Genomic DNA, 19,126 nt, shown 5'->3' on the forward strand with positions numbered 1-19,126 from the left:
CGCTGATGATGTCGAGAAGCCGACAATTGTCCTACTTCGCCTGACTCAGAACAACCATTGCCGACTATTGTCCTGATACCTTGCCTCTATACAGGGGCTCGAGCACCTGAACAGGGATTGAGTTCAACGGCAAATTGACAGGCCGGTTATGTTTGGTCGAAGGCTTGTGTCATGATGATCCGACCGCAGGTTAGTCGTCCTCTTCCCATATGAATAGATCTTCCGCGTTGCTCCTCGCTTTTGTCTTCCTCAGCGGCTGCCAGGCCTTGGCACCCGTTTCGCCGAGCGGTACCCCGCCGGTCGAAGGCAGCACGAAGGCCCCTGAAAAGCCCAAGGTTTACAGCTCGTTCAGCGAAGACACGATCTTCAGCCTGCTGAGCGCGGAACTGGCTGGCCAGCGCAATCGTTTCGACATTGCCCTGGACAACTACGTTACCCAGGCCGTCAACACCCAGGACCCGGGCATCTCCGAGCGAGCCTTTCGCATCGCCGAATACCTGGGCGCCGATCAGGCAGCGCTTGATAGCTCGCTGATCTGGGCAAAAAACGCGCCGAACGACCTCGAAGCACAGCGCGCCGCCGCCGTGCAACTGGCCCGGGCCGGGCGTTATGACGACTCCATGGCTTATATGGAGAAGGTTCTGCTGGGCAAGGGCGATACTCACTTCGACTTCCTCGCTCTGTCCGCGGCCGATACCGATCAGGACACCCGCAACGGCCTGATGAAAAGTTTTGACCGTTTGCTGCTGCGCCATCCGAAAAATAGCCAACTAATTTTCGGCAAGGCCCTGTTGCTGCAACAGGACGGTGACACCAAGGGTGCACTGGCGCTGCTTGAGAAAAACCCTCCGCAAGACGGTGAAATCGCCCCGATTCTGTTGCGCGCTCGCCTGCTGCAAAGCCTTAACCGTGGCAAAGAAGCGCTGCCGCTGCTGGAAAAAAGCATCCGCAAATACCCGGACGACAAACGCTTGCGCCTGACGTATGCCCGGATGCTGGTCGAACAGGACCGCATGGACGACGCCAAAGAGCAGTTCTCAAGCCTGGTCCAGCAGTATCCGGAAGACGACGAGTTGCGCTATTCCCTGGCACTGGTTTGCCTGGAAGCCAAGGCCTGGAAGGAGGCCAAGGGTTACCTGGAAGACCTGATCGCCCGGGAAAGCCATGTCGACTCGGCCCACCTGAACCTGGGTCGCATCGCCGAAGAACGCAACGACCCGCAAGGCGCCCTGATCGAGTACGCACTGGTCGGCCCGGGCAACGACTATTTGCCGGCGCAACTGCGTCAGTCCGACATCCTGATAAACAACGGACGCACCGCCGAAGCCCAAAGCCGTTTGGCCAGGGCACGCGACGAACAACCGGATTACGCGATCCAGCTGTATCTGATCGAAGCCGAAACCCTGTCTGCCAACAAGCAGGATGATCGCGCCTGGGCCGTTCTCGATAAAGGCTTGAAGCAGTATCCGGACGATCTGAACCTGCTCTACACCCGGGCCATGCTCGCGGAAAAACGCAATGACCTGGCGCAGATGGAAAAAGACCTGCGACTGATCATCAAGCGTGATCCGGACAACGCCATGGCGCTGAATGCCCTTGGTTACACCCTGTCCGACCGCACCACGCGTTATGACGAAGCCAAGACCTTGATCGAGCACGCGCACCAGCTGAACCCGGAAGACCCGGCCGTTCTCGACAGCCTCGGCTGGGTGAATTACCGCCTGGGCAACCTCGATGTAGCCGAACGCTACTTGCGCCAGGCCCTGGAGCGCTTCCCAGATCAGGAAGTCGCGGCGCACCTGGGTGAAGTCCTGTGGGCAAACGGCAAGCAACGCGAAGCCAAACAAATCTGGGGCAAATTCCTCAAGGAACAACCCGACAGCCCTACCCTGCGCAGCACCATCAAGCGCCTGACCGGTTCCGAGACTCTTTAAAATCATGCTTTTGCGCCACATCATCGTTTTCAGCTTCATCGCCCTGCTCGCCGGTTGCGCGGGCTTTGGCGCCCGTGAGTCCGTCGAGGGCCACGGCAATCCCGCGCAATGGCGCGAGCACAAACAGCAATTGACCAGCCTCGACGGCTGGCAAATCAACGGCAAGGTCGGTATCCGGGCCCCGAAAGATTCGGGCAGCGGCACTGTGTTCTGGCTGCAACGACAGGACTACTACGATATTCGCCTGTCCGGCCCGCTGGGTCGCGGCGCAGCACGCTTGACCGGTCGTCCCGGCCAGGTGTCGCTGGAAGTGGCCAACCAGGGTCGCTTTGAGGCACCAACGCCCGAAGCCCTGCTCGAAGAACAGCTGGGCTGGAAGCTGCCGGTCTCGCATTTGGTCTGGTGGGTTCGCGGATTGCCCGCGCCTGACAGCAAAAGCCGCCTGAACCTGGATGCCGACAGTCGCCTGGCCACGCTCGAGCAGGATGGCTGGCAAGTCGAGTACCTCAGCTACATCCAGCAAAACGGTTATTGGCTGCCCGAGCGGATCAAACTGCACGGCACCGACCTTGATGTCACGCTGGTGATCAAGGACTGGCAACCTCGCAAACTGGGGCAATGACATGCCAGCCACTCGCCTGACCCTGCCCTCGCCGGCAAAACTGAATTTGATGCTGCACATCCTCGGTCGCCGTGAAGACGGCTACCACGAGTTGCAGACGCTGTTTCAATTTCTCGATTACGGCGACGAAATCACCTTCGCCGTACGCAATGACGGTGTCATTCACCTGCACACCGAGTTCGAAGGCGTCCCTCACGACAGCAATCTGATCGTCAAAGCCGCCAAAAAACTTCAGGAGCAATCCGGTTGTTCGCTGGGCATTGATATCTGGATCGAAAAAATCCTGCCCATGGGCGGTGGAATCGGTGGTGGCAGTTCGAATGCGGCCACCACGTTGCTGGGCCTCAATCACCTCTGGCAGCTGGGCTGGAATGAGGATCAACTGGCCACGCTGGGCCTGACGCTCGGCGCCGACGTCCCGGTTTTCGTGCGTGGGCACGCGGCTTTCGCCGAAGGAGTGGGAGAAAAGCTCACCCCTGTAGACCCGGAAGAACCGTGGTATCTCGTACTGGTGCCGCAAGTATCTGTAAGTACAGCAGAAATTTTTTCAGATCCGCTGTTGACACGTAACTCTTCTCCCATTAAAGTGCGCCCCGTTCCCAAGGGAAACAGTCGAAATGACTGCTTACCGGTGGTAACAAGGCGTTATCCAGAAGTATGTAACGCTTTGAATTTGTTAGGTAAATTTACCGAAGCAAAACTCACCGGAACTGGAAGTTGTGTGTTTGGGGGCTTCCCAAGCAAAGCTGAAGCTGATAAAGTCTCGGCCCTTCTTACAGAGACCCTTACAGGATTTGTAGCAAAAGGAAGCAACGTTTCGATGTTGCATCGCAAGCTGCAAAGTCTGCTCTAAAAGAACCGGGTACTGGGTACTCGTTGCAACAGATACAGGGGCGTCGCCAAGCGGTAAGGCAGCAGGTTTTGATCCTGCCATGCGTTGGTTCGAATCCAGCCGCCCCTGCCATTTTCCTATACTCATCCAGGTTACCCTCAGCCTTCAGGTACTGCGCGTGTCCAAGATGATGGTCTTTACGGGGAACGCTAACCCCGATCTGGCTCGGCGTGTCGTACGTCAGCTGCATATCCCTCTCGGTGACATTTCTGTCGGCAAGTTCTCCGACGGCGAAATCACTGCTGAGATCAATGAAAACGTCCGCGGTAAAGACGTCTTCATTATTCAGCCGACTTGCGCTCCGACCAACGATAACCTGATGGAACTCGTCGTGATGGCTGATGCCTTCCGTCGTTCCTCAGCCACTCGAATCACTGCGGTGATCCCCTACTTTGGTTATGCCCGTCAGGATCGCCGTCCGCGTTCCGCACGTGTGGCTATCAGCGCGAAAGTCGTCGCTGACATGCTTACCGTAGTCGGCATCGATCGTGTTCTCACGGTTGATTTGCATGCTGACCAGATCCAGGGTTTCTTCGATATTCCGGTAGATAACATCTACGGCTCCCCGGTACTGGTGGATGACATTGAAGATCAACGCTTCGAAAACCTGATGATCGTGTCCCCGGACATTGGCGGCGTCGTGCGTGCACGTGCTGTTGCCAAATCCCTGGGCGTGGATCTCGGGATCATCGACAAGCGCCGTGAGAAAGCCAATCACTCTGAAGTGATGCATATCATCGGTGATGTCGAAGGGCGTACCTGTATTCTGGTTGACGACATGGTCGATACCGCCGGCACTCTGTGCCACGCGGCTAAAGCCTTGAAAGAGCATGGCGCTGCCAAAGTCTTTGCCTACTGCACACACCCTGTGCTGTCGGGTCGGGCCATCGAAAACATTGAAAATTCCGTGCTGGACGAGCTGGTGGTGACTAACACCATCCCGCTGTCCGCTGCAGCACAAGCCTGTGCACGTATCCGTCAACTGGATATCGCACCGGTAGTTGCCGAAGCGGTTCGCCGCATCAGCAACGAAGAATCGATCAGCGCGATGTTCCGCTAAGGGCCCTGCCCTTCGGATACATCTCGATGACGAAAAGCGCCCCGCCCCGGCATAACCTGTCGGGGCGGGGCTTTTTTGCCCATATCGCCTTTAGCGCTGGTCGCAAACGCTGGGGCGAATGTGGTTATTTTGGAGATACAACATGAACGAATTTACTCTGAATGCTGAAGTGCGTTCCGACCTGGGGAAAGGTGCGAGCCGCCGCCTGCGTCGTCTCGCAAGCCTGGTTCCAGCTGTAGTTTACGGTGGCGAAAAAGCCCCTGAATCCATCAGCATGCTGGCCAAAGAAGTTGCCAAACTGCTCGAAAACGAAGCGGCTTACAGCCACATCATCGAGCTGAACGTTGGCGGCACCAAGCAAAACGTAATCATCAAAGCTCTGCAGCGTCACCCGGCCAAAGGCCACGTGATGCACGCTGACTTCGTACGCGTTGTTGCTGGTCAGAAACTGTCCGCTCACGTTCCTGTGCACTTCATCAACGAAGCTGCTGCAGTGAAAAAAGGCGGCGAAATTTCGCACGTTGTTGCTGAAGTTGAAGTTTCCTGCCTGCCAAAAGACCTGCCTGAATTCATCGAAGTCGACCTGGCTGACGCCGAAATCGGTTCGATCATTCACCTGTCCAACATCAAGGCCCCTAAAGGCGTTGAATTTGTTGCTCTGGCTCACGGTAACGACCTGGCAGTTGCCAACGTTCACGCTCCACGTGTTGCTCCAGCTGCAGAAGGCGCTGCAGAGTAATTCACTCTGTACGCCGGAGTGAGAAGTAACATCGCGGACTGGAACGTAGCGAGAAAGCGGGCGGGAACGCGAAGTTTACATCATGGTAAATGAGCATTTTTCGTCCACTTTCGCCGCACACACCTATTGCAGCGATGTTATCCACCACTCCAAAGAAGGGCCCCTGACGTGACTGCCATCAAACTGATCGTTGGCCTGGGAAATCCAGGCGCCGAATACGAACAGACCCGGCATAACGCAGGGGCCTTTTTTGTTGAGCGCATCGCGCAAGCACAAGGCGTCAACCTTGTGGCCGATCGCAAATATTTCGGCCTGACCGGGCGCTTCTCGCATCAGGGTCAGGATGTTCGTCTGTTGATTCCCACCACCTACATGAACCGTAGCGGCCAGGCCGTGGCGGCGCTTGCCGGTTTTTTCCGCATCAAGCCGGAAGAAATCCTGGTGGCGCATGACGAACTCGACTTGCCACCCGGCGTTGCCAAGCTCAAACAGGGCGGCGGGCATGGCGGTCACAACGGGTTGCGCGACATCATCGCGCAACTGGGCAACCAGAATACCTTTCACCGCTTGCGGCTCGGCATTGGCCACCCAGGCGTTGCCAGTATGGTTTCAAACTTTGTCCTGGGTCGTGCGCCACGCGCCGAACAGGAAAAACTCGATGCCAGCATCGACTTTGCCCTCGGCGTGCTGCCGGATATCCTCGCCGGAGAATGGAACCGCGCGATGAAAAACCTGCACAGCCAGAAGGCCTGACTCTAACTCCTAGGGGAAACACCATGGGATTCAATTGCGGCATCGTCGGCCTGCCTAACGTCGGCAAGTCCACCCTGTTCAACGCCCTGACCAAATCCGGTATCGCGGCCGAGAACTTCCCCTTCTGCACCATCGAGCCGAACAGCGGCATCGTGCCGATGCCGGACCCACGTCTGGAAGCCCTGGCGGCCATCGTCAATCCGAAGCGCATCCTGCCGACCACCATGGAATTCGTCGACATCGCTGGCCTGGTTGCCGGCGCCTCGAAAGGTGAAGGCCTGGGCAACAAGTTTCTGGCCAACATCCGCGAAACCGATGCCATCGCTCACGTGGTCCGCTGCTTCGAAGACGAGAACGTGATTCACGTCTCCAACAGCGTCGACCCGAAACGCGATATCGAAATCATCGACCTCGAACTGATCTTCGCCGACCTCGACAGCTGCGAGAAGCAACTGCAGAAAGTCGCGCGCAACGCCAAGGGCGGTGACAAGGACGCAGTGGTCCAGAAAGGCCTGCTGGAGCAACTGATCGCTCACTTCACCGAAGGCAAGCCTGCGCGCAGCCTGATGAAGAACATGGGCACCGACGAAAAAGCGGTGATCAAGGGCTTCCACTTGCTGACCACCAAGCCGGTCATGTACATCGCCAACGTCGCTGAAGACGGCTTCGAGAACAACCCGCACCTGGACGTGGTCAAGGCCATCGCCGAAGAAGAAGGCGCCGTGGTTGTGCCGGTCTGCAACAAGATCGAAGCGGAAATCGCCGAGCTTGAAGACGGCGAAGAAAAAGACATGTTCCTCGAAGCCCTGGGCCTCGAAGAACCTGGCCTGAACCGCGTAATCCGCGCTGGCTACGAAATGCTGCACCTGCAGACCTACTTCACCGCCGGTGTTGAAGAAGTCCGCGCCTGGACCGTCCGCGTCGGTGCCACCGCACCACAAGCCGCTGGCGTGATCCACACCGACTTCGAGAAAGGCTTCATCCGCGCCGAAGTCATCGCCTACAACGACTTCATCCAGTACAAGGGCGAAGCCGGTACCAAAGAAGCCGGTAAATGGCGTCTGGAAGGCAAGGATTACATCGTCAAAGACGGCGATGTGATGCACTTCCGCTTCAACGTCTAACGTTGTTGGAATCAAAGAAGCCGCGTTGATTCGCGGCTTTTTTGTGAGCGTTATATCGACCCGCTATGCGCGACTAGAACAGATAGCCCATGTAGATCGCGGCAGCTCCACCGGCCTGCACGCCAGCGTTCATGCCGGCCATGACCACCGCCCCCTTGGCCGACTGCAGCAACTGCCGGTTGACCGTGGAGGAGGCAATGAGCGAGGTCGCCGGGTTGGAGCTTAGAACCGCCGCCAACGCCAGCAGCTTGGGATCAAGCCCGAACAACAGGGCCGTGGCCGAACCGCCGACCACCAGCCCCGCCCCCACTTCGGTATACAGGCAAGGCCCGGTGATGTCGTCACTGGTCAGGTCACGACTGACCAGGGCGTCGCTGACAAACACCTTGCCAGTGCTGGGAAAAGCCTCCGCCGCACCGGCTGCCCCTACGCTCTTACCCTTGAGCTGGATATTGATCTTGCCGAAACGCGGCAGGCGCGCGCCAAATCCGACCCCCAACCCGACGCCGCCGTAGCGGTAGCTGACGTTCTCGCCCTGGGGCGAACGCAGGATGATCGAACCGCCACTGCCCGCCACCAAGGCTACGGTCAGACCGCCGCCGCTGGCGGTCTGATACTGCCAGCGACTCTCATTGAGCGGGATCGGGATGTTGTAGCTCATCGTTCAAAGTCCTTTATGTGAATGAACTGCGCCGCGACCGCACTGGCGGATGCCCATTAACAGGCCGGCAAGGGTGAACAGCAGACCAATACAACCCAGTACTCCGGGAGTGGCCCACAGTGCGGCAGGGGTATCGACCACGGCGCTACTGGCCGGCTGCTCGGGCAGGTAATACACCCGCACCGGCTGATCCTGCCGATAGCCAAAAATAAAGCCGCCCTGGGGGTAGGAAATCTTTTCACCACTGCTGGTGGTGAAGGCGATTTCGGGATGCGAACCACCGGCATTCAAGTGGCTGACGATGCCATCGGCGGTCTGTGCGTGGGCGAGGAATTCGCGTCGTTCCAGCGTGAGATTGACGGCAATGCCCAACAAGCCGATACCAATCAGGGCAAAGAGCAGCCCCTGAAGCATCTTCCCGAGGCGTGACGGGGTGAGGTTAGCCATGGCTTGTCTCGGTATTCGTCCATGAAAGAGGGCGGTAGGATAACAAGAAACCACCGGGAAGTGCTTTGTACGACGCAGCAGATAATGCCTGTTCGAGAATTGCGACGTCCTGACCGAAGCAAGGAAAGTGTCGACGCTCTCGGCCAACCAGGAGCAGACCGAGAGCGGGATCAATGCCGGCCGTCCTTTATAGGGTCGAGCTTGCCAGCAAGTGAGATCGGCCAGTTGCCTGGAGGGACCACTTTCGACTGTGGATTCAACCGGTCGCGATGGTTCTGAATCAGGTTCGCAAGTCACCCGCCCTGATGAATTCGATGAGCGCTTTCAAGGCTGGTGGCACATGGTGCCGGCTGGAGTAATAAAGAAAGAATCGGCTTGGCGGTGCTTTCCATTCCTGGAGTATTTCTCTGAGATGCCCGTTCCGGATATCGTCGCGCGCCAGTTCCTCGTAGACATAGGCAATACCAGCGCCATCTTTCGCCGCTTGGATCATCAGCGCATCGTCTTCCAGAATGAGCGGGCCTGTGACGGACAACCGTATCGGTTGACCGTCTGCTTGATATTCCCAAGCGTAAAGTTTGCCACTGGGAAAACGTCTGGCAATGCACGCATGGTCGAGCAAGTCGCGGGGTGCGTGTGCGATCCCCTTCGCGGCCAGATAGGCATCCGCAGCAACGGTCACGAACGATTGAGGTGCACCGACAGGGACTGCGATCATGTCGCCGGCCAGGCTTTCACCAAAGCGGACTCCAGCGTCAAACCCGTCGTTCACGATATCGGTCAATCCATCATCGGTGATCAGGTCCAACTGAATGCGTGGATACCTGGCTACGAAGGGCGCGAGCACTTGTGCAAACACGATGCGAGCCGCCGGACGCGCCACGTTGAGTCGAAGTTTGCCAGTGGGCACTTCCTGCATCGAGGTCAATTGCGCCAACGTATCGGCAACCTGCTGCAGGGTCGGGAGCAGCGTCGCCAATAGCTGCTGGCCGGCTTCGGTCGGGGTTACGCTACGAGTGGTTCGGTTGAGCAGTCGGATGCCCAGGCGCGCCTCCAACGCTCGCATCGCGTGACTCAATGCCGAAGCCGAAACGCCACGCTCGTCGGCGGCCTTGCGAAAGCTGCGATGGCGAGCAACGGCGGCAAAGGCATCGAGTTCAGAGAGATCGGGGTGCTGACTCATGAATTTCGTTCAGTAGTTCAAATGCGATTACTTATCTTATCGTCATGAGATCTCTCTCGGATACTTCTCACATCATTTGTGGAGAGGTCGCTATGCAACGGAATCGTCTTGGTTCATCGGATTTTCTGATTTCGCCTATTGGTCTGGGGACATGGGCAATCGCCGGCACCGGTTGGGAGTACAGTTGGGGAGCGCAGGATGACAAGGACAGCCTGGGCGCACTTGAGTATGCCGTCGAACGCGGCGTGAACTGGATTGATACCGCTGCGGTTTATGGCTTGGGCCATGCGGAGCAATTAGTGGGGCAATTGCTGCGTCGGGTGCCGGTCTCGCGGCGTCCTTTGGTGTTCACCAAAGGCAGCTTGGTCTGGGACCCGGTCACGAAGGAGATTTCGCACTCACTGGCCCCCCAATCCTTGCTCGCCGAGATCGACGCAAGCTTGCGCCGGCTTCAAGTCGAGACTATCGACCTTTATCAGATCCACTGGCCTGCTTTTCCTGCCGACGCAAGCAGTGAAGGCATTGAAATGGCGCTTTCGGCTTTGGCTGCCGCGCGCGATCAAGGAAAAATTCGCGCTATCGGTGTATCGAATTTCGATGTCGCTCAACTCAAGCGGGCACAGGCGGTGACAGAGATCGTTTCGCTCCAGCCGCCGTACTCCGCCTTGATGCGAGACATCGAGAAGGACGTCCTGCCATTCTGTGAGCGGGCCGGGATGGGTGTCCTTGCCTATTCCACGCTTCAATCGGGGCTACTTTCCGGCAGCATGACACGCGAACGCATCTTGCAACTGCCCGAAGACGATTGGCGTAAGGCCCGAAGTGCTGACTTCCAGGAGCCCCGTTTGAGTGCGAACCTTGCATTGGTTGATGTTATGGCACGCATCGGAGAAAGGCACGGGGTGAGCGCTGCTGCGGTTGCCATCGCTTGGGTACTTCGCAAACCTGTAGTGACGGGCGCTATTGTCGGTGCCCGCCGTCCCGCACAAGTAGACGGGCTGATTGCAGCCTCGGAGTTGCGCCTTGACACGGCGGAAATCGACGAAATTCGGCCGTTTCTGCCGTCGGGCATGGGAACAAATGTCCCTGGCGCCGCCTGACACCATGCTGAACTATTACGGAGTCCCGTTTCTTCCATGCAGGAGGTAGCCAGGTCGACGACTCAACCGTTCGTAATAGGCACTTACAGCAGGAAAGTCTGGACGATCGAGCGGTGTTTCAAACCACCGGTTAACCGACAGGCCTATCGGTATGTCTGCGAGAGAAAACCCGTCTTCACAGACGTAGGCTCCTGTTGATTCGAGTTGTCGATTCAGGATCTCCATGTGCCTTGACCACAGGCGGCAAGCGGCTGCCAAGGCTCTGCTGTCCTGATGTTCAGGCGAATGCCTGACCAACGACATGAAGGCATACGTCCACGATTTGTTGAGGTCCGACGCTTGCCAGTCTATCCATTGGTCCACCCGCGCTCTTGCTCTCGGTTGGACCGGGTAAAAATGACCTCCGTTATAGCGAGACGCCAAATACCGAATGATCGAGTTTGACTCCCAGAGCACGAAGTCGTCGTCCAGGATCACCGGCACCATTGCGTTGGGGTTCAGCGAAATGAATTTGGGCGCGCGCGTCGACTTGAAGCCAGAACCCCAGTCCTCCCGCTCAAAGGGGATTTCGATCTCGGCGCATGCCCAAAGTACCTTTCGTACATTGATCGACGATGCCTTACCCAATATGCGCAACATTTCATGTCCTTATCGTTCAGGGTGGTTGGTCAGGGGCTTTCGATAACCCGCTCGGATCTTTTTCTAGTGCGTCTGGCGCGATGCACACGGGCCTGCTGGCGAGAAATGTTGCGATGGAGCCAGCCATGACGGCAATCAGCGCGTTGACGCTCACGCTAATGACGATCTGCGTAAAGCCAAGCACGATGGATTGCGCCAGCATGCTGCGGTGGTCGGCGTGCTGGGCTTGACCGCTTGCCAGGCAAGGTAGAGCAGATAGCGTGCGCCGCCGAGTCGCAGCGCGTCATACGCATAGGGAACCGCCAAGACCAAGGCTGTGATAGTAGGGCGGTCAAAGGGGGGAACGTTAGATACAGATTGACTGACAAAACGTCATACAGCGGTCGCAGCACTGGGTATCCGCTCCCAGGGAATACGTTTGACTTCAACGTGAGCAATGGCTTGCCCCAATAGCGCATCCAAACACTCTGACGCAGTCAGCCGCGTGCATTATGGATGAGGGCTTTCGGTCGGGAGCCGCCTGTTGTGACAGGTCGAAATCGACCGATTCTGTTGAAAACGTCGGCCATGGTTTGCGCATCAAAAAAGTACGCGTCCGGGATTGAAATCTTTACTTTTGGCAGAGACTTCCGGACTCGGATTTTACGTAGCAGCGCGCAAAAAAGGCGTCCCATTTCTATTGCTGAAACGGCTAAAAATGTTAAGGCCGAAATCTTTTTCTGGGGTTGGGTTCAGCCTGGGTCAGCCAGAATCGGCCACCCGGGTCAAAATTTAGTCGGCGCCTTCAACCACGCCCAACAACACCCTGTCGCGCTACAGTTCTGCCGCGAAGGTCTTGGCTTTCTTCGGCGTGACACCGTACCGTTGCTTGTAGACCTTGATGAAGTGGGAGGTATTTTCATATCCCACCTCCGCAGCCGCCTCGGTGACGGAATAATTTTTAGCCGTCAACAGCTGGTGCGCGATGTCGATTTTTTTTTCGATGATCCAGCGGTTCGGGGTGGTGTTGTAGCTGCGCCTGAAGTCGCGGATAAAGGTCGACACGCTGCGTCCCGTCAGCAGGGCATAGTCTTCAATCTTCAGCTTGTGCGAATAGTACTGCTCCATGAAGTCGGTGATGAGGCGGCGTTTGCGGCTGCCGCCGCAGGACAGCTCGCGCAGGAAACGGAAGGACTTGTCCTGGATGGCGATCAGGTGCAGTAGTTCGAGCAGTTTCAATTCCAGCAGCGCGTCGGAGCCCTCCGCGCCCTTGTAGACATAATTCAGCGAATCGATATAGCGCTGAATCTGTTCATTGGCGTGCAGGGTATAAGTGCCGTGCACGTTTTTCTGCAGGCCGTCCGTGTGCGAATTGCCTGTGCCGGCCGCGCGCGACAGGTATTTGGCGATCAGCTTATCGTCGAAAAACAGCAGCACCGCCTCGAAGATATCGCTGCCAGTGACGTAGTCCGATACCGTATAAACGCCTTTGGAGAGGAAAATCAAATGATTCTCGCCGACGACATTGGCCATGGCGTCATAGTCGCGAATAATCTGCTTGCCCTGCTTGATGTAGACGATCAACGGCGTGGCGATATAGATCGCCTTGTTTTCCAGGTTCGTTTCAAGCGTTTTATGGAGGATGGACGAGCTACCGTCAGCGAGGATAGGCTTTACGTTGCGCATCGAATAAAGCGCCGCCGGTACTACTTCGAGTGTCATTGCTATGGCTTCTCAACAAATTGGCCGCCCCATTTGGACAGGACGGTATCCAGCAGCGCGACGCGCTGCTGCCCAAGCGTGTAGGACGTTCGGGACGGAAGAGGATATCCAGAAAAACAGCAGAAAATACGTAACAGCAAGTAGCGCGTGTATGGCCGAGACGGCGCGGTCCGCCGCACGCGCCCGGCCGCTGACGTTACGGCATCAAACTTCGCTGAAGTAGCCGCTGACCGGCGCACTGCTCAGATGCTCGACGATGACGCTCCACTGACCGCTCGAGATCATCTGGTCGACGTGGGTGCCGTGCATTTCACGCGAATCCCAGGCTTCCACCAGCGTGAACGCGAGTGGATCTTCCAGGTGGTTGAGGATCTTGACCGTTTGGCAACCGTCCACCTTCGGCAGATTGATCTTCACGTCGTTCATGATGTCCTTGAACGACTGCAGCTTTTCTTCTTTTACATTAAAGCTGATGACGAGATTGACAGACATATTACTTCTCCAGTTGGATTTGACTACAAAAAACATCGTCGATTGCCGGAAGCGTAGATTGACGAGGCGGCGCAAACAAAATGCGCAGAATACGAAAAGAATGTTCAGGCTTTCATTTGCTGTTCCGTTCCCGTATCTAACATGGCCAGGCCGACCCGCGGAACCACTAAGTTCTTGATCCATTGTTTGACCTGGACTGCATCAATAAATCTTTTCCTTTCACATGACGCGCAGCGCTAGCCCAAAACCCACTTTCGTTAGAGATCATTATGTAAATTAATTTTTGGTGTCGATTCGATATGGCGCAAAGAATTCGCTATGGAAGCAACTACTATATATATGGTTAAAAAATGAAAATGATTAAAAATTATTAAAAATGCACGATTCCAGTCACTCTTGCGTTTTTCTTGCGCGACGGCCGATGGCATGCGCCGCCTGCGGGAACGGAGAGTCAGGCGTGGTTCAAAAACGGCCTATCCTGGGTAACACGGGCGAGCAGAATACTTCCACCGACGCAATGGAGTTTTAATGATTTGGGAGTCGGGGTGTTGGCGCCGACGCCAGAATGACCCTTGGTGCCGGAATCCGTTGACCTTGGGGAGGCCTGAAGTAGTCACGGCTTTCCGGCAGATGATCTGCATGACTACCTCTCCGCTTATCGGTGTGCATGCAGTGTGTATTCTCAGTTCACGAATTCTTACTTTTTTATTTTCAGCACGAGAAAATCCGTGATTCACTCTCTGGATGACTTATCTACAGGAAGCGGGACCAACCGCGCATCAAGACCTGAAAAAAGAGTAGCCAACATTAAAGTGTATACGGGGGTGACTATATTTCTGATTCCAGCGCAAACATCCCTTCAGTCACGGCCCCTGCAGCTTCGACGTCCGGTTTAACGTCTAACAGCGACCGTGGGTTTACTCGGATCTCGATAGACTCAAAATCCCCGTAATCACTCGATGATACGGGGATTTTGCTTTTTGGGATCGCCCCCTCAGCGTGGCAGACTGTTGAAACAACACGCCTCAGGCACGCCACGCCAGGTCGGCAGCGTTGTCATGAGGTGGGCACACAGGGATGACAGTCAGTGAGCATGGATACAAACAAAGACACTTCCTTCGTCTATCAGGCGGTGTACCGCTATCTCGTCGAGTTGATCGAGACCGCCCACTCGGAACCTGAGCAGAAATTGCCATCCTTGCGGCAACTGGCCCAGCGCCTGAACGTGTCGGTGTCGACGACCAAGTACGCCTATTCGCTTCTCGAGGACGAGGGGCGGATCTATGCCAAACCCAAGTTCGGTTATTTCACCAAGGCGATGCAGGTACCATTATTGAGTGAAGACTCGCCCAACTTGCTCGACAACGTGTTCTCCAACGCACGCCAGCCGGGGATACTGGCCCTTAGCAGCGACGCGCCAGCAATACTGTTGTCGCTGGAAAACCCGCTGCTGATGATGGAGCGCGAACTGGCCCGGCAGTACCCACGCTCCCATGCGCCGCTCTATCAGCCGTTCGGCGAGCCCGAGTTGCGCGGCGCTCTGGCCGATCGCTACACCAGTTCCACTCACCGCTACTGGCAGGCCGAGCATGTGTATATCGGCTCGGACCTGCGCAGTGTGCTGGAGTTGTCCCTCAGTGCGCTGAATCTGAGTGGCACTGTGGCGCTGGTGGAATCACCTTGCTCGTGGGCAATCCTGCGCCAGTTGCAGGCGGCGAAGATCCGCGTGATCGAAGTGCCCCTCGGCGAGGATGGACGTTTCAACCTGCCCGCGCTCAGTGAGCTGCTCAGGCGTGAGCCCGTCCGGCTGGCGGTGCTGTCGTCAACCGTGAACATTCCCCAAGGCAACCTGATGCCAGCGCAGGATAAACAGCAGATCTGTCGCTGGCTGGCGGAGCGGGATGTCTGGCTGTTCGAAAACGACAGCTATGGTGAGTTCTGTTTTTCCCCCAAGCCCGCCCGCTATCGCGATTTTGCCGATCCGGAAAAACTGCTGGTGTTCTCGACCTTCGACAAGATCATCGGCTCGGAAGCACCCTACGGTTATGTCCTGTGTCGTCGGCACGGGCCGCAGTTGCATCGGCTATTTCTGGAACGGGCATTTCGCCTGTCGCCGATCCGTCAAAAAGCGATCGCCAAACTCTTCAGTTCCAAGCGCATCGATCAGCATCTGATGGTGCTGCGAGCCATGTTGCTGGACCGTATGAAACGCATGAAGGCCCTGCTGGAGGAACACGCCGATGGCCAGTTGCGGGTGGTCGCCCCCCAAGGCGGCGCGACCTTCTGGCTCGAGGCCACACACTCAGCGGACATGCGGCGGGTGTTCGAGCGCTTGCTGGCCCAGCGCATCGTCATCGCCCCCGGGGAAATCTTCAGCCAGCAGGGGGCCTGGCGGCATCACTTGCGCCTGAGCTACACCCTCGACTGGAGCAAGGATATTCCCCTGGCCCTGAAGAAACTGGCCCAAGCTATCGGCGAAGAGCACTAGCCATACCTAGAGCCCATAGCAATGCCGCGCTTCAGGAAAGCGGCCATGACGCACCTCTTCGGCAAAACGCTCGCAAGCGTCGCGAATCACCGCGCCGACATCGGCGTACTGTTTGACGAAGCGCGGCACTTGCTCACTGCCCAGGCCCAGCACGTCTTCGGTCACCAGCACCTGGCCGTCGCAAGCCGGTGAGGCTCCGATGCCAATGGTGGGCATTTTCGAATCCAGGGTGATCTGCCGGGCCACACCTTCGGCCACACCTTCGAGCAGCAGGCTGAAAGCTCCGGCCTCAAGGTTGGCCCGGGCATCCTCGGCAATCACCGCAGCGGTTTCGGCGGACAGACCCTGGGCCTTGAAACCACCCATGACATTGACGAACTGCGGCATCAGCCCAACGTGAGCCATGACCGGAATACCACGTGCCACCAGGAATTCGACGGTACCCGACAGGGCCTTGTTGGCTTCCAGCTTGACAGCATCGCAACCGGTGCGCGCCAGGACCTGGGCACAATTGCGAAAGGCCTGTTCGTTGGATTCCTGATAGCTGCCAAAAGGCATGTCGGCGATGACACAGGACAGGCGTGTGCTGTCGACCACGGCCCGGGTGTGGCCGATGATTTCTTCGAGCTGCATGCTCAATGTCGAAGCCCGGCCATAGCCGACCATTGCAGTGGAGTCACCGACCAGAATGAAATCGACGATAGGGTCGATCAGCTTGGCAATAGAGCTGGAGTACGCCGTCAGGGATACGATTTTCTGTTGGCCCTTCATCGCAACCAATTGTGGAACCGTCAATCGTTTAGTACGGGTATGAATGCTCATAAGTGTCTTCCTGTGGTGATTGAAAACTCCGCGGGATGGGCGTGGGAGGTGCCCGATTATTGGTTAAATGCAAGAAAACTCAATGTACAGATTTGCGCTAAAAAGCAACCCAGGTGCATTGCCTGGTTGTCCCTCCCGGCAACCAGATGGACCATTGCCAGCTATAGACCTGGTCGCATTATTCAAACGGCGCGACCTATTTAAGGGACTGGTTTCGAATGCTGTTTCAGTCGCGAGTTTTGATGAATACCTGTTTAGAGTCCCTTGATAACGCCCCCTATTTATCCACGATCCCGTCGCTTTTCCCGGTGACGTGGCGAATCTGAACGCAAAAAAAAAGCGCCGACGGGATCGTCAGCGCCTTTGCCTCATAAAGGTTCTGCTCAGGCTTTTCGGGTCCTTGGCAAAAAGATCGCCAGCACCCCGAACAGCGGCAAAAACGAACACAGCCTGTACACGTATTCAATGCTGTGAATGTCCGCCAGATGCCCCAGCAGCGCCGCACCAATCCCGCCGAAACCGAACATCAGGCCGAAGAACACCCCGGCGATCATGCCGACATTGCCCGGCACCAGTTCCTGCGCGTAGACCACGATGGCCGAGAATGCCGAGGCCAGGATGAAGCCGATCACCACGCTCAAGATGCTGGTCCAGAACAGATCAACGTGAGGCAGGAGCAAGGTGAACGGCGCAACGCCGAGGATCGAGAACCAGATCACTGCCTTACGGCCGATCTTGTCGCCAATCGGCCCGCCAAAGAAGGTCCCCGCCGCGACGGCCCCAAGAAACAGGAACAGGTGCAGCTGCGAACTGGCCACCGACAGGTCGAACTTCTCGATAAGGTAGAAGGTGAAATAACTGGTGAAGCTGGCCATGTAGAAATACTTGGAAAACACCAACAGCCCCAACACCACCAACGCGCTCACCACCCTGCCCTTCGACAGCCCATGAGTCGCCGCCTGGCCTTGCTTGAGCTTGAACAGGCTCAAGTGATTGGCGTACCAGCGGCTGATGCCATAGAGCACTACCAACGCAAACACGGCGAACAATCCGAACCAGGCGACATTGCCCTGACCGAACGGAATGATGATCGCCGCCGCCAGCAACGGCCCCAATGCGGAGCCGGCGTTGCCACCGACCTGGAAGGTCGATTGCGCCAACCCGAAACGCCCACCCGAGGCCAACCGTGCCACGCGAGAAGCTTCCGGGTGAAAGGTCGAGGAGCCGACTCCGATCAATCCTGCGGCCAATAGAATCAACGGAAAACTGCCGACCTGGGACATCATCAAAATGCCGACCAGGGTGCAGATCGCTCCTGCCGGCAGCAGATACGGCTTGGGATGGCGATCGGTGTAGTAACCGACCCATGGCTGCAACAGCGACGCCGTGAGCTGAAAGGTCAGGGTAATCAGGCCAACCTGGGTGAAGGTCAGCCCGTAATTGGCCTTGAGCATCGGGTAGATCGACGGCAGCACCGACTGAATCAGGTCGTTGATCAAATGCGCCAGCGCCACCGCGCCGATGATTCGCATGACCAACGGGCTGCTTTGCGAAGTCGCGAGTGCCGGCGATGCGGCCGTTTGAGCGTTACGGGTAGCCATGAGCGTTTCCATACAGCGGATGGGGGCGTACTTGCGGGTGCGCCAATGTGCCATTTTTCAGTGCAGCAATGCCATCCCCTTAGCCTGCTAACGACCTCCGGATTGTCGATCGCCACGTAATAGCGCCGTGCCATGGTCTGAATCTTGCCTTGTTTATCCGCTTCAACGCGGCCCCTTACAAAGGGGATCGAAAATGGGAAGTTTCACCACAGTGCCGGTCCCACATGACCCGCAGGAGTGAACTTTCGAGGCCTTTTATGAGGGCACAGGCTGCGGCCACAATGCCGCGACCGCACGCCATTGGTGCGTGGTGCCCAGAGGAGTAGTCGGGCATGCAGGCTTTTCTGGCACCGGGGATTGGACTGCTTGGGCGTTTCGGTTTCGCCCGCAAGTTTCAGTTGTTGTTTCTGCTGTTTATCCTGCCGCTGGCGGGCAGCCTGTGGGTGATTGGCCAGGATTACCGCGACAAGCTCAGCCTGATCGCCGGCGAGCGTGCCGGCGTGCGTCAGTTGATAGCCCTCGATGCGCTGGACAATCTCCTCGCCGCTCAACGTGACCGCGCCGCCCGCTGGCGCGCCACCGAAACCAATCGCCAGCCCACACCGGCCACCGTCGCCGCGATGGCCGCGTTCGATGCGGTGCAGCCTGCACTGAATCAAGCCGTCAACGATCTGGGTCATGCACTGACAACCGAAGGCGCCGAAGCCGACACCCTCAGTCGCTATCAAACCCTGCAAACAGCGCTCAAGGGCCTGGACTCGAAAAGCCTGAGCAGCGTCGGGTGGTGGCCGGACGGCTACGAACGCTTCACTGCGGCCCTCAGTGCACTGCAAGCACTGCGCGAACAGATCGCCATGGACAACCGCCT

At 57.2% G+C, this 19,126-nt stretch carries 17 protein-coding genes, 1 tRNA gene and 1 pseudogene; 10 read left to right on the forward strand and 9 right to left on the reverse strand.

Annotated features, from left to right (window positions below):
• Window positions 1–209: 209 nt before the first annotated feature.
• The 8 genes from FPT12_RS21715 to ychF all read left to right on the forward strand — a co-directional run bounded on the left by FPT12_RS21715 (window position 210) and on the right by ychF (window position 7,124).
• Window positions 210–1,934: a tetratricopeptide repeat protein gene (locus FPT12_RS21715; protein WP_145019837.1), complete on the forward strand. Its 1,725-nt coding sequence runs from the start codon at window positions 210–212 to the stop codon at window positions 1,932–1,934.
• A gap of 4 nt (window positions 1,935–1,938) precedes the next feature.
• Window positions 1,939–2,556, forward strand: a complete 618-nt coding sequence (lolB, locus tag FPT12_RS21720) for a lipoprotein insertase outer membrane protein LolB (RefSeq protein WP_145019840.1) — start codon at window positions 1,939–1,941, stop codon at window positions 2,554–2,556.
• Window position 2,557: 1 nt separating this feature from the next.
• Window positions 2,558–3,409, forward strand: coding sequence for a 4-(cytidine 5'-diphospho)-2-C-methyl-D-erythritol kinase (ispE, locus tag FPT12_RS21725; RefSeq protein ID WP_145019843.1), 852 nt, complete (start codon window positions 2,558–2,560; stop codon window positions 3,407–3,409).
• Between the two features lie 36 nt (window positions 3,410–3,445).
• Window positions 3,446–3,520: transfer RNA gene (locus FPT12_RS21730), tRNA-Gln, on the forward strand.
• A 46-nt stretch (window positions 3,521–3,566) separates the two neighbouring features.
• Window positions 3,567–4,508: a ribose-phosphate pyrophosphokinase gene (locus FPT12_RS21735; protein WP_003171603.1), complete on the forward strand. Its 942-nt coding sequence runs from the start codon at window positions 3,567–3,569 to the stop codon at window positions 4,506–4,508.
• A gap of 142 nt (window positions 4,509–4,650) precedes the next feature.
• The gene (locus tag FPT12_RS21740; protein WP_145019846.1) at window positions 4,651–5,247 is read left to right on the forward strand and encodes a 50S ribosomal protein L25/general stress protein Ctc; all 597 of its coding nucleotides are present in this window, start codon (window positions 4,651–4,653) and stop codon (window positions 5,245–5,247) included.
• A gap of 168 nt (window positions 5,248–5,415) precedes the next feature.
• Window positions 5,416–6,000: an aminoacyl-tRNA hydrolase gene (gene pth / locus FPT12_RS21745; protein WP_145019849.1), complete on the forward strand. Its 585-nt coding sequence runs from the start codon at window positions 5,416–5,418 to the stop codon at window positions 5,998–6,000.
• 23 nt (window positions 6,001–6,023) lie between these two features.
• Complete coding sequence (gene ychF / locus FPT12_RS21750) at window positions 6,024–7,124, forward strand: redox-regulated ATPase YchF (protein ID WP_145019852.1); 1,101 nt, start codon at window positions 6,024–6,026, stop codon at window positions 7,122–7,124.
• Between the two features lie 73 nt (window positions 7,125–7,197).
• On the opposite strand, the gene FPT12_RS21755 is transcribed toward ychF, so the two are convergent.
• The 3 genes from FPT12_RS21755 to FPT12_RS21765 all read right to left on the reverse strand — a co-directional run bounded on the left by FPT12_RS21755 (window position 7,198) and on the right by FPT12_RS21765 (window position 9,415).
• Window positions 7,198–7,785: a hypothetical protein gene (locus FPT12_RS21755; RefSeq protein ID WP_054595614.1), complete on the reverse strand. Its 588-nt coding sequence runs from the start codon at window positions 7,783–7,785 to the stop codon at window positions 7,198–7,200.
• A 3-nt stretch (window positions 7,786–7,788) separates the two neighbouring features.
• Window positions 7,789–8,232 carry a DUF3592 domain-containing protein gene (locus FPT12_RS21760; protein ID WP_145019855.1) on the reverse strand — a complete coding sequence of 148 codons (444 nt, stop codon included), beginning with the start codon at window positions 8,230–8,232 and terminating at the stop codon, window positions 7,789–7,791.
• Between the two features lie 280 nt (window positions 8,233–8,512).
• Window positions 8,513–9,415: a LysR family transcriptional regulator gene (locus tag FPT12_RS21765; RefSeq protein WP_145019858.1), complete on the reverse strand. Its 903-nt coding sequence runs from the start codon at window positions 9,413–9,415 to the stop codon at window positions 8,513–8,515.
• 92 nt (window positions 9,416–9,507) lie between these two features.
• On the opposite strand from FPT12_RS21765, the gene FPT12_RS21770 reads away from it, so the two are divergent.
• Complete coding sequence (locus FPT12_RS21770) at window positions 9,508–10,515, forward strand: aldo/keto reductase (protein ID WP_145019861.1); 1,008 nt, start codon at window positions 9,508–9,510, stop codon at window positions 10,513–10,515.
• A 15-nt stretch (window positions 10,516–10,530) separates the two neighbouring features.
• Here the strand turns inward: FPT12_RS21770 and FPT12_RS21775 are convergent, their stop codons facing one another.
• The 4 genes and pseudogenes from FPT12_RS21775 to FPT12_RS21790 form a co-directional block, all read right to left on the reverse strand.
• Entirely contained in the window at window positions 10,531–11,154 is a 624-nt protein-coding gene (locus FPT12_RS21775) for a glutathione S-transferase family protein (RefSeq protein ID WP_145019864.1), read from the reverse strand.
• Window positions 11,155–11,242: 88 nt separating this feature from the next.
• Window positions 11,243–11,475: pseudogene (locus FPT12_RS21780) on the reverse strand (LysE family translocator); the annotation flags it as partial.
• Window positions 11,476–11,967: 492 nt separating this feature from the next.
• On the reverse strand, window positions 11,968–12,855 hold the full coding sequence (locus FPT12_RS21785; RefSeq protein ID WP_145019867.1) for an AraC family transcriptional regulator: 888 nt from the start codon (window positions 12,853–12,855) through the stop codon (window positions 11,968–11,970).
• Window positions 12,856–13,059: 204 nt separating this feature from the next.
• Complete coding sequence (locus tag FPT12_RS21790) at window positions 13,060–13,347, reverse strand: putative quinol monooxygenase (protein WP_018929562.1); 288 nt, start codon at window positions 13,345–13,347, stop codon at window positions 13,060–13,062.
• Window positions 13,348–14,440: 1,093 nt separating this feature from the next.
• Here FPT12_RS21790 and FPT12_RS21795 point away from each other — a divergent pair.
• Window positions 14,441–15,835, forward strand: coding sequence for a PLP-dependent aminotransferase family protein (locus FPT12_RS21795; protein ID WP_145019870.1), 1,395 nt, complete (start codon window positions 14,441–14,443; stop codon window positions 15,833–15,835).
• 6 nt (window positions 15,836–15,841) lie between these two features.
• Here the strand turns inward: FPT12_RS21795 and panB are convergent, their stop codons facing one another.
• Both panB and FPT12_RS21805 read right to left on the reverse strand, forming a co-directional pair.
• Window positions 15,842–16,657: a 3-methyl-2-oxobutanoate hydroxymethyltransferase gene (gene panB, locus FPT12_RS21800; RefSeq protein WP_145019873.1), complete on the reverse strand. Its 816-nt coding sequence runs from the start codon at window positions 16,655–16,657 to the stop codon at window positions 15,842–15,844.
• A gap of 383 nt (window positions 16,658–17,040) precedes the next feature.
• Entirely contained in the window at window positions 17,041–18,258 is a 1,218-nt protein-coding gene (locus FPT12_RS21805) for an MFS transporter (RefSeq protein WP_145019876.1), read from the reverse strand.
• Window positions 18,259–19,126 lie beyond the last annotated feature (868 nt).

Source organism: Pseudomonas sp. H3(2019), assembly GCF_007713465.1.
GTDB lineage: Bacteria > Pseudomonadota > Gammaproteobacteria > Pseudomonadales > Pseudomonadaceae > Aquipseudomonas.

Bases quoted from the DNA above. Each gene is read 5' to 3' on its own strand.
- FPT12_RS21775 (WP_145019864.1), bottom strand. From the start codon at position 11,154: ATGTTGCGCATATTGGGTAAGGCATCGTCGATCAATGTACGAAAGGTA.
- lolB (WP_145019840.1), top strand. From the start codon at position 1,939: ATGCTTTTGCGCCACATCATCGTTTTCAGCTTCATCGCCCTGCTCGCC.
- FPT12_RS21770 (WP_145019861.1), top strand. From the start codon at position 9,508: ATGCAACGGAATCGTCTTGGTTCATCGGATTTTCTGATTTCGCCTATT.
- ispE (WP_145019843.1), top strand. From the start codon at position 2,558: ATGCCAGCCACTCGCCTGACCCTGCCCTCGCCGGCAAAACTGAATTTG.
- FPT12_RS21715 (WP_145019837.1), top strand. From the start codon at position 210: ATGAATAGATCTTCCGCGTTGCTCCTCGCTTTTGTCTTCCTCAGCGGC.
- ychF (WP_145019852.1), top strand. From the start codon at position 6,024: ATGGGATTCAATTGCGGCATCGTCGGCCTGCCTAACGTCGGCAAGTCC.
- FPT12_RS21795 (WP_145019870.1), top strand. From the start codon at position 14,441: ATGGATACAAACAAAGACACTTCCTTCGTCTATCAGGCGGTGTACCGC.
- panB (WP_145019873.1), bottom strand. From the start codon at position 16,657: ATGAGCATTCATACCCGTACTAAACGATTGACGGTTCCACAATTGGTT.
- FPT12_RS21760 (WP_145019855.1), bottom strand. From the start codon at position 8,232: ATGGCTAACCTCACCCCGTCACGCCTCGGGAAGATGCTTCAGGGGCTG.
- FPT12_RS21805 (WP_145019876.1), bottom strand. From the start codon at position 18,258: ATGGCTACCCGTAACGCTCAAACGGCCGCATCGCCGGCACTCGCGACT.
- FPT12_RS21790 (WP_018929562.1), bottom strand. From the start codon at position 13,347: ATGTCTGTCAATCTCGTCATCAGCTTTAATGTAAAAGAAGAAAAGCTG.
- FPT12_RS21755 (WP_054595614.1), bottom strand. From the start codon at position 7,785: ATGAGCTACAACATCCCGATCCCGCTCAATGAGAGTCGCTGGCAGTAT.
- FPT12_RS21740 (WP_145019846.1), top strand. From the start codon at position 4,651: ATGAACGAATTTACTCTGAATGCTGAAGTGCGTTCCGACCTGGGGAAA.
- FPT12_RS21785 (WP_145019867.1), bottom strand. From the start codon at position 12,855: ATGACACTCGAAGTAGTACCGGCGGCGCTTTATTCGATGCGCAACGTA.
- FPT12_RS21765 (WP_145019858.1), bottom strand. From the start codon at position 9,415: ATGAGTCAGCACCCCGATCTCTCTGAACTCGATGCCTTTGCCGCCGTT.